Genomic DNA, 9,976 nt, shown 5'->3' on the forward strand with positions numbered 1-9,976 from the left:
TATAAAATTTGGAATCAAATCGGCCGGCACCCAAAAAGTAAACAAGTAAATCAAAATTTTAAAGCGAGAGAGGCTGGCGGCATTCATTTAAGCCTTGCGTCAAAGAATGCCGCGCACGGTCGCAGCGCAAGAAAGAGGCACTGGTGCTACGAGCGCGATCTGTATTTGCTGCTGGGAAACATAACAATATGCTCCCGAATGGCGCTCATTTTTTTAAATTTTTAAAAAATTTCTTCAAAACCGCCTTGTAAAAGATCGCAAATTTCGACTCTTTTTTCTCATAAATCACGCGAAAAACGCCCTGCAGATCCAGCTTTTCTTGCAAAGTAATGTTTTGCACTCTACTCTCCTATAAGTTTTTTTATCTTATGCAGCACAAACGCAGCGTCGTCGCTATCGAGCTCGCACAACATCTGGCATATCGCGGTCGCGGCCTGCGGCTTGGTCGTACCTAAGCGCCAGTCCTGATACGTCCGCATCGACACGCCTAATCTCTGCGCCATCGCGGCGTGCGAGATCTTTTTGCCGTTGTTTTTGGCTTCGACGGCATTGTGCAAAATGTTGAATATATCGCTCGTTTCTAACATATGAAAATTATACAAATTTATTCGTTAATTATACATAAAATCGTATAAAATGAATAAAAATCGTGTTATTCATAAGTAAAAATAGCAAAACACTTCGTTTATCCGTATGAATTATACAGAATACTGCATAAAATAAACATAAAATTTTATAAAATTTTGCATATTATGCCGTAAAGATGAACCGACTTGCGCAAATAGGTGTCTTATCGATCGGCACATTAAATTTTTAAACCGGGATAGAATGAAATTTTATAATCGAAGCTTTTGGGATTTGATTTTTTGATCGGTTCTGGCAGCAATTACAAACAAGATGGAATTCTACTCAGCCATTTAAGTCCTTTAAATCCATTCTCTGTTCGGTTTCAATTCCCAACGGGATGGAATTCTACCTTTAGCTGATGTAACTATGGGCGCCGATGGAAAAGGTTTCAATTCCCAACGGGATGGAATTCTACTCTTTGTATCGTAAAATTCAATGAGCTTGATGATCGTTTCAATTCCCAACGGGATGGAATTCTACTATGCGCCGATCCTATCATGGCGCAAAATACCAAGTTTCAATTCCCAAGGGATAGATTACCCACCAAATTTACTTAGCTAAGGCGTGAGATTTACCTCGCCAAATTTACTCCACCCAAGCGCGGAATTTACCCCGCAGGATAAATTCCGCCGAATTTTACTTTACCCTTTTTATCTCGATCTCGCCGTCACGCGCGCCGATTTCGATCCGATCGCCCGTTTTGATCTCGTCGCTTAGGATCATATCGGCGATCTTATCCTCCACCAGATCGTAGAGCGCCCTTCGTAGCGGCCTTGCGCCGTATTCGATATCAAAGCCCGCCGAGGCGATGAGCTTTTTGGCATTTTCGCTCAAGCTTGCGCTAATGCCGCGATTTGCTAGCGTTTTTTGCAGGCTTTTAAACATAATGCCCACGATTTTTATAAGATCGTCCTCGCTTAGGGCGTTGAAGATCACGATATCGTCCAGGCGGTTGATAAATTCGGGCTTGAAATAATTCTTCAGCTCGCTCTTTACCGCCTCCTCTCGCTCGGCAAGCGCGATCTCGCGCGGCTTATCCGCATTTTTGGCGTCAAGCTCCATAATCTTAGCCGAGCCGATATTGCTCGTTAGGATGATGATCGTGTTTTTGAAATCGACCGTAACGCCCTTGTTATCGGTCGCGCGCCCGTCGTCTAAAATTCCAAGCAGGATGTTAAAAACGTCCTTGTGCGCCTTTTCGATCTCGTCAAAAAGCAGCACGGAGTAGGGCTTTCTGCGCACCGCTTCGGTAAGCTGTCCGCCCTCATCGTAGCCCACGTATCCCGGAGGCGCGCCGAGCAGGCGGCTGACGCTGTGTTTTTCCATATACTCGCTCATATCAAAGCGGATCATCGCCCGCTCATCGTCGAATAAAAACCTAGCTAAGCTCTTTGCGCTCTCGGTCTTGCCGACGCCGGTAGGTCCTAGAAACAAAAAGCTTCCGATCGGGCGGTTTTCGTTCACGAGACCGGCTTTATTGCGCTTGACGGCGCGAGCGATGGCGTGCAGCGCCTCGTCCTGCCCCACGATGCTCTCTTTTAGATGCTCCTCGATGTGGAGGAATTTCTCCTTTTCGGAGGAGAGCATTTTGCTTACCGAGATGCCCGTCCACTTGCTTAAAATTTCAGCCACGCTCTCCTCGTCCACGCGGTTTCGCAAAAGCACGCCGTTTTCTTTCATCGCGTCCCATTTCGCCTCAAGCTCCTTAACCTTCGCCTGCGCGGCGGGGATCTTGCCGTATTCGATCTCGGCAGCCTTGCTAAGATCGCCGTTGCGTCTTGCTAGGCTGGCTTCGTTTTTAAGGCTATCGATTGCTTTTTTAGCCTCGCTGATGCCGCCGAATACGGACTTTTCGTTTTCAAATTTAGCCTGAAGCGCGTTTTTCTGCTCGGTTAAATTTTCGATCTCTTTATCGATCTGCGCGAGCCGCTCGTCGTTTTTGCCGTCATCCTCCATCTTAAGGGCTTCCTTTTCGACCTGAAGCGTGAGGATGTCGCGCTTGGCCTTGGCAAGCTCGTTTGGCTCGCTTTCGATCTGCATTTTAAGCTCCGCCGCCGCTTCGTCAATGAGATCAATCGCCTTATCCGGCAGAAATCTATCGCTGATGTAGCGGTCGCTTAGCCTTGCAGCCGCCACTAGCGCGCTATCGGTGATGGTGACGTTGTGATGCACCTCTAGCCGTTCCTTTATGCCGCGCAGGATCGCCGTAGCCTCGCTCACGCTAGGTTCCGCGACCGTTACGGGCTGGAAGCGGCGCTGAAGCGCGGCGTCTTTTTCAAAATACTTTCGGTACTCTTTCAGCGTCGTAGCGCCGATCGCGTGCAGCTCGCCGCGCGCAAGGGCGGGCTTTAGGATATTTGCGGCATCCATAGAGCCTTCGCTTGCGCCTGCGCCTACGATGGTGTGAATTTCATCGATGAAAAGCACGACGTTCGCGGCTTTTACGACCTCGTTTATGACGGCTTTGAGCCTATCCTCAAATTCGCCGCGATACTTCGCGCCCGCAATCAGCGCACTCATATCAAGCGCGATGACGCGTTTGTTTTGCAGGCTGAGCGGTACTTCTTTTTTGGCGATCAGCTGAGCAAGACCTTCGACGACCGCGGTTTTTCCCACGCCCGGCTCGCCGAGCAGGATAGGGTTATTTTTCGTCTTGCGGATTAAAATTTGCATCATTCGCGAGATCACCTCGTCGCGGCCGATGACCGGATCGAGCTCGCCCGCGATTGCCTTGGCGGTGAGATCGACGCCGAATTTACTAAGCGCCTCAAGCGTCTCGTCGGCGGTTTGCGAATCGATACTTTTGCCGCCGCGAAGCGCCTCCAGCTCCTTTTTGATCTCGCTAAGATCTGCAAATTTAGATAGAATTTTCTTTAGCGGATCGGCGTTTAAATTTGCGATCAGCCAGGTATCTACGGCGATAAATTTATCGCCCGAGCTCGTCATCAGCCCTTTTGCGAGCTCTAGCGAGTTCATCAGCTCGCGCGAGATTCGAACGTTTTCCTTCGTGACGTTTGAGCTCGTAGGCAAATTTGAAATTTCGCTTTTGATCTCGAGCTCGACTGCGGTCTTTTCGATACTAAATTTATTAAAAATTTGATTTAGCACCGAGCCGCTGTCGGCTACCAAAGCCCAGAGCATGTGCAATACGCCCACTTCGCTATTTTTGGAATGGATCGCCAAAGAAACGCTACTTTCGAGCAAAGAGCGCATTTTATCGGTTAAAATTTCAATAGTTTCGTTCATAAATTTTCTCCTAAAGTTGAAGTTGATTGCATTATATAACTTTAGTGTCTTTATGTCAAGGTTTTTTAGTGAGATTTTAAAATTTTCGGCTTAAATTTATCCGTAAACGCGCAAATTTTGTATGAAATTTACCTTATTTTTAGCCAATTTTCTATAAAATTCACTCCATTTTACTTTCAAGGATAAACTTTGCGACAAAAACACCTCTTCTTCGGCTTGGGATTCATATTTTCTCTATTTTTAGGCGTTAGTTTTTTTACCGGAAATTTACAAGCCAGAGAGGTCAATGCGACCAAAAAGCCAGACAGCGAAAAAACGCGTTTGGAGGCGCTAGCTAAGCTTACCAAAACGCTTGCGATCGTCGAGAACAATTATGTCGATGAGATGACATTCTCAGAGCTTGTGGACAAGACGATCTCGGGGCTTATGAATAACCTCGACGCGCACTCAAGCTACATGGACGAAAAGGCGTTTAACGATACGAAAGTCCAGACCGAGGGCGAGTTCGGTGGGCTTGGAATTCAAGTGGGTATGAAAGACGGCGCTCTAACCGTCATCTCGCCTATCGAGGGGACTCCTGCTGACAAGAAAGGCATTCAGGCTAATGACGTGATCTTGCGTATCGACGGCAACGCGACCTTCGGCATCACGATCGACGATGCGGTCTCAAAGATGCGCGGCAAGCCGAAAACCAAAATCACTCTAACGATCGTGCGCAAGGGCGTTAGCAAGCCTTTTGACGTTGAGATCGTCCGCGACATAATCAAAGTAGAATCGGTTTACGCCAAGATGATCGAGGATGATAAAATTTTATATCTGCGCGTTACGAATTTCGACCAGCACGTGGTAGCGGACGCGAGCAAATTTATAAAAGAGCATAAAGACGCCAAGGGCATTATTTTGGATCTGCGAAACAATCCGGGCGGGCTTTTGGATCAAGCGATCGGGCTGGTAAATTTGTTCGTAGATAAGGGCCTAATCGTCTCGCAAAAAGGGCGCGCGAAAAACGAAACCGAAGCGCATAACGCCGATCCTAAAAAGAAGATCACCGATTTGCCGCTGGTAGTATTAGTAAACGGCGGCAGCGCAAGCGCGAGCGAGATCGTAAGCGGCTCGCTTCAGGATCTAAAGCGTGCCGTGTTGGTTGGTGAAAAAACTTTTGGTAAGGGAAGCGTGCAGGTGATCCTACCGATCGAGGATAAAGAAGCCTTGCGACTAACCATAGCGCGTTACTATCTCTCAAGCGGTCGCACCATCCAAGCGGTGGGCGTGACGCCTGATCTCATAGTGGCGCCGGGCAAGGTGCCGAGCCGCGACGAGGATGAATTCTCGCTAAAAGAAGCTGATCTCAAAAAGCACCTGCAAGGCGAGTTAGCCAAGGTAGAGACCAAGAAAAAAGATGCTCAGAAAAAGGATGAGAAAAATTTCATCACCGCAGAGCAGATTAATAACGATATCCAGTTAAAAACCGCAATAGACGCGATAAAAATTCTAAACATCAAGTAAGGAGAGTGTGATGCAAGCTACCAAAAAAGAGCTCATCTACGAAGGCAAGGGCAAGAAGATGTGGTCGGTTAACGAAAGTGACGACCTTTTGATCTCGGAATTTAAAGATTCGCTGACGGCGTTTAATGGCGTCAAAAAAGCCGAAGAGAGCGGCAAAGGCGCGCTGAATTGTAAAATTTCGACGCTGATTTTTGATCTGCTTAAAAAGCACGGCATCGCCACCGCGCTTGTTGAGACGATCAGCCCGACCGAGCAGCTCGTGAAAAAATGCAAAATTTTCCCGCTTGAGATCATCGCTCGAAATATCGCCACCGGCTCGCTTACAAAGCGCCTGGGTATTAAAGAGGGTACTAAGCTTCCGTTTGCGCTGGTGGAGTTTTGCTATAAAGACGACGAGCTGGGCGATCCGATCCTAAACGACGAGCATTGCTTGCTGCTTGGCGCCGTAAAGAGCCAAAGCGAGCTTGACGAGCTCAAAAAGATCGCGCGCAAGATCAATGAAATTTTGATTAAATTTTTCGACGAGCGAAATTTAAAGCTCGTGGATTTCAAAATCGAGCTTGGCAGAGATAAGGACGGCAATATCCTACTTGCAGACGAGATCAGCCCTGATAGCTGCCGCTTTTGGGACAAACAGACCGATAAAAAGCTCGATAAGGACGTATTTAGACAGGATCTTGGTAGCGTAAAAGTGGCCTACGAAGAGGTCTTGCGTAGAATTTTAGGATAAGCGATGAGGGTAATCGTAAACGTAAGACTTAAAGAGGGCGTGCTCGATCCGCAGGGCAAGGCGGTCAAACACGCCCTCGCTTCGCTTGGTTTTAGCGGAGTAGAGGACGTGCGCGTAGCCAAACAGATCGTCCTTGATATAGATGGCGAGGATAGGGATAAAATTTATGCCGACGTCGCTAGGATGTGTGATGAAATTTTGGCAAACACCGTCATCGAAGACTATGAGATCGTGATATGAAGGTAGCGATCGTCAATTTCCCCGGCACGAATTGTGAGCGCGACAGCAAATACGCTTTTGACGCGCTGGGTTGCGAAACGCAGATAATCTGGCATAAAGAAACCGCCATAAACGCCGATCTGATCGTGCTGCCGGGCGGATTTAGCTACGGGGATTATTTGCGAACTGCGGCTATTGCTAAATTTAGCCCCGTAATGCAGGCGGTGCTTGATCACGCGCGAAAGGGCGGCTATATTTTGGGCATCTGCAACGGCTTTCAGATGCTTTTGGAGCTGAAGCTGCTTGCAGGAGCGATGAGCAGAAATATAAATTTAAGCTTCATCTCAAAATTTCACCATCTGCGCGTCGTTTCAAACGACAATAAATTTCTGCACTGTTGCGATAAGGGCGAAATTTTAAATATCCCGATCGCGCATGGCGAGGGAAACTATTATGCGCCTGCGGATACGCTAAAGTCGCTATACGACGAGGATTGCGTGCTGCTAAAATATTGCGACGCAAACGGCGCGGATCTAAATCCGAACGGCTCAGTGGACGCAATTGCTGGGATTTGCGATAAAAACAAAAAGATTTTCGGCCTGATGCCGCATCCTGAGCGCGCGATAGAGCCTATTTTGGGCGGCACGGACGGAGAGAAAATGCTAAAAGGCTTAATTTGCTAAAAAAAATTCTTACTATTTTAGGTGTCTGCACGCTTGCGTTTGCTGCGCCGGAGATTGAGATCGATTCGCTTGACGATCTAAGTAAATATGCGCCGAAAAAAGCTGAGGATAAGCCGGACGAGCCGCAGACGCGCGATAATTCCAAGGTAATGCTGAAGTATAATAAAAAAGAGGTTATGTCGATGGATAATCTAAGCATCGACGATCTTAAGGCTTTGGCGCCTACTAACGAAGTCGATCTTGATGTATCCGACGATAAGGTCTATCAGGACATTAAGCCTAAAGAGCTTACGCTAAAAGCCAGCGGGATGCCTAGGAAGGTGTATTGCAATCAAATTTTTAAGATCGACTTCGCCGTATATTTGGGGCAGAAAATCACCGTTAAGCCAAAGCTAGAGATCAGCCGCACCAATGGTATGAAGTGGCTTAATGCTGACAATCTTACGTGGATTGAGGGTGACGAGATGTTTGAGACGACGCTGTGGTTTGCAGCAAGCGATAAGAGCGATAAGATAAATGAGCTCGTTTTGACGCTGCAGCGCAACGGAGAATTCTTTGAAAAAAGCTCTATTACGCCTGATAATCCGGAATTTATGAAGCTTGACACGAAGCCTAATTTTTCGCATATCGTAGCCGACGAGCTGAAACTTAAAAACTACAAAACTACCAAATTTGACGACGTTTCAAATTTACTCACGCTCGATCTTGGTATCCGAAACGGCGCAATCAGCGCTTTTAGTATCGATAATCCTGCCATTATCAAGCAGGGGGTGGACTCCGTACGCGGCACATACGCAAGTCAGAGCGGATATTATTTCGCCGTCGTGGATAAAAATATCACAAATTTAGACTTCAGCTATTTCAATCTTAATACTAAAAAATTTGAAAATTTCGGTCTTGAGCTTAATCCGCGCGCCGAGGATCTTAGCACGCAGATCGGTCTAAATCCGAAAGAGAGCAAGTTCGAAGCCTACAAGCAGATCGCGATCTACACGCTAGCTGCCGTGCTTTTGGTGATGTTTCTGCTTAGTAAAAATATCACGCCGCTCATCTTTGCAGTGCTGATTTTGGCGGTAAATTTCTATGCGCAAAGGCCTTACGGCACGGGCAGTATCGCGCAAAATTCCCCGGTTAGAATTTTGCCTATGCAAAGCTCCACCGTGTTTTACGTGACTAAAAATCCCGAAAAGGTTGAAATTTTGGGTACGAATAAGGAATTTTATAAAATCATGCTGGGCGGCAACAAGATCGGCTGGGTTAAAAAAGATGAGCTTAGCAAGGATTAGAGCGCTATTTTACGCGATTTGGTTTATTTTTACCGTCGTTTGCGTCGTGATCGCCATGGCGGTAAAAAACTCCTCTCATCGCCGCTTCCGCCGCATTTGGGGGCGCTTCCAGCGCTACGGCGTCGGATACGATATCCAGATCATAGGCACTCCCGATCCGCGCGCGCAGTTAGTAATCGCCAACCACCAAAGCATAATGGATATCGTTGTGCTTGAAGAGACTCATCCCGCCGATATCTGCTGGATCGCTAAAAAAGAGATCGCAGACATCCCTATCATCGGCAAAATCATCACTCTTCCGAAGATGATCCAGGTCGATCGCTCAAATCCGCGCGATCTGGTGCGGATCGTGCACGAAGTGCAGCAGCGCGTGAGCGAAGGGCGCGTCATCACGATGTTTCCAGAGGGCACCAGACATCGCGGCACGCAGCTTTTGCAATTCCAAAGCGGCGCCAAAGCGATCGTTAGCAAGCTTGGTCTGCGTGTCCAGCCCGTGGTACTCATCGGCACGCAGCACATCGCAAACTCTCACGATTTCACCGTCCATAGCGGACATGTCAAAATCATCTACCTAGACCTGCTCGATACGAGCGATAAAGATTGGCTGCAGCACGCCAGAGACACGATGCAAGCCGTAATCAATGAAAACGAAACCGCCGAAGCATAGGCGGGATTCATAAATTTATCGATAAAATTCAAACGCGACTTTTACTAATTCGCGCGATTTCTGTGCGCTAGCGCGTTTATTTGCGCTTTGATTTGCGGCGGCAAAATTTTATAAAATTTCATCCGCTCGTGTTAAGCGGCGTGGAATTTTAAAATTTCGTTCGTGCGCGTGGACGACGAAATTTTAAAATTTTATCCATGCGTTTAGGTAGTGGAATTTTAAAATTTCATCTAAACTACAGGCGGCGAGTTATCGGCGAGAGATAGGCAAGAAAACAGCGCCTGTATAAAAGCAAAATTTTAAAATTTACGCGGCGCGGTAAGATGAAATTTAGCATATATTTAGCTATTTGCGAAAATGGCTAAACGATTTGTCACAAGAGCAAAAGATGGCGGCAACCCGCAAGCGATCTAAAATTTTAAATTTCTTAAGGAGGAGAGAATGGCGTTTGTTACAGAGCGTATTTCAAAAGAGGATATCGAGAAATACGACTTGCTAAAACCATGCAATGAGATATGTGAAAAGTATCATCAAGTTAAGCTGGAATGGGCTATTCTAAATTCAAGAAGCTGGTGCATAGATCGAGAAAGAGGTATTTGGCTTTTTTCAGTGTGCAGTATCACTATCGGAGATCCGAGAGATATGGAATTTAGCGGTGAAGATATATGGATCTTGCACTACAAGGGTAAAGATATAGAAATCGATCTGAGGAATATACATAATGAATATACAGGTAAAAAAGATACGGATAATCCGTTTATACTAATATATGAACTGGAATCTATAAGAAGCGATATTGGAGATATACCAAAGCAAGAGATTGTGGATATTTTAAAAGAAATTTTAAATGAGTTTAAGGGAGGAGACGTTATAACGTATTTTATCCCCAAAGAGAATATTCAAGTAATTTTCAGATCTAAAATTTAAAGAAAAGAGGATAAAGTGGCGTTTGTAGCAGAATATATTTCGAAAGAGGACTTAAAGAAATATAATGTCGTAAATATCGTGAATA

General features: G+C 46.4%; 10 protein-coding genes and 1 CRISPR repeat array. Of the genes, 7 read left to right on the top strand and 3 right to left on the bottom strand.

Annotated features, from left to right (window positions below; genetic code table 11):
- Nucleotides 1–205 precede the first annotated feature (205 nt).
- The 3 genes from Q0257_RS01280 to Q0257_RS01290 form a co-directional block, all read right to left on the bottom strand.
- Nucleotides 206–340: a hypothetical protein gene (locus Q0257_RS01280; protein WP_298020566.1), complete on the bottom strand. Its 135-nt coding sequence runs from the start codon at nt 338–340 to the stop codon at nt 206–208.
- 1 nt (nt 341) lies between these two features.
- A complete protein-coding gene (locus tag Q0257_RS01285; RefSeq protein ID WP_040303199.1) occupies nt 342–587 on the bottom strand; it encodes a helix-turn-helix transcriptional regulator in 246 nt (81 codons plus the stop codon).
- Nucleotides 588–879: 292 nt separating this feature from the next.
- Nucleotides 880–1,171: direct repeats of the CRISPR family, unit length 30 nt; unit sequence GTTTCAATTCCCAACGGGATGGAATTCTAC.
- Between the two features lie 92 nt (nt 1,172–1,263).
- Entirely contained in the window at nt 1,264–3,873 is a 2,610-nt protein-coding gene (locus Q0257_RS01290) for an AAA family ATPase (RefSeq protein WP_298020568.1), read from the bottom strand.
- A 216-nt stretch (nt 3,874–4,089) separates the two neighbouring features.
- Here Q0257_RS01290 and Q0257_RS01295 point away from each other — a divergent pair, with 216 nt between their 5' ends.
- The 7 genes from Q0257_RS01295 to Q0257_RS01325 all read left to right on the top strand — a co-directional run bounded on the left by Q0257_RS01295 (nt 4,090) and on the right by Q0257_RS01325 (nt 9,891).
- Nucleotides 4,090–5,379: a S41 family peptidase gene (locus Q0257_RS01295; protein WP_366517481.1), complete on the top strand. Its 1,290-nt coding sequence runs from the start codon at nt 4,090–4,092 to the stop codon at nt 5,377–5,379.
- A 10-nt stretch (nt 5,380–5,389) separates the two neighbouring features.
- Nucleotides 5,390–6,109 carry a phosphoribosylaminoimidazolesuccinocarboxamide synthase gene (gene purC / locus Q0257_RS01300; protein ID WP_297896375.1) on the top strand — a complete coding sequence of 240 codons (720 nt, stop codon included), beginning with the start codon at nt 5,390–5,392 and terminating at the stop codon, nt 6,107–6,109.
- Between the two features lie 3 nt (nt 6,110–6,112).
- Entirely contained in the window at nt 6,113–6,349 is a 237-nt protein-coding gene (purS, locus tag Q0257_RS01305; protein WP_298020570.1) for a phosphoribosylformylglycinamidine synthase subunit PurS, read from the top strand.
- Entirely contained in the window at nt 6,346–7,011 is a 666-nt protein-coding gene (gene purQ / locus Q0257_RS01310) for a phosphoribosylformylglycinamidine synthase subunit PurQ (RefSeq protein ID WP_298020573.1), read from the top strand. The genes purS and purQ overlap by 4 nt, the downstream gene beginning before the upstream one ends.
- Nucleotides 7,005–8,297 (top strand): SH3 domain-containing protein, encoded by a 1,293-nt coding sequence (locus Q0257_RS01315; protein WP_298020576.1) that lies wholly within the window; start codon nt 7,005–7,007, stop codon nt 8,295–8,297. Before purQ ends, Q0257_RS01315 begins: the two co-directional genes overlap by 7 nt.
- On the top strand, nt 8,278–8,964 hold the full coding sequence (locus Q0257_RS01320) for a lysophospholipid acyltransferase family protein (protein WP_297921710.1): 687 nt from the start codon (nt 8,278–8,280) through the stop codon (nt 8,962–8,964). Before Q0257_RS01315 ends, Q0257_RS01320 begins: the two co-directional genes overlap by 20 nt.
- A gap of 441 nt (nt 8,965–9,405) precedes the next feature.
- Entirely contained in the window at nt 9,406–9,891 is a 486-nt protein-coding gene (locus tag Q0257_RS01325; protein ID WP_298020579.1) for a hypothetical protein, read from the top strand.
- Nucleotides 9,892–9,976 lie beyond the last annotated feature (85 nt).

This window comes from uncultured Campylobacter sp., from assembly GCF_938018035.1.
GTDB lineage: Bacteria > Campylobacterota > Campylobacteria > Campylobacterales > Campylobacteraceae > Campylobacter_B.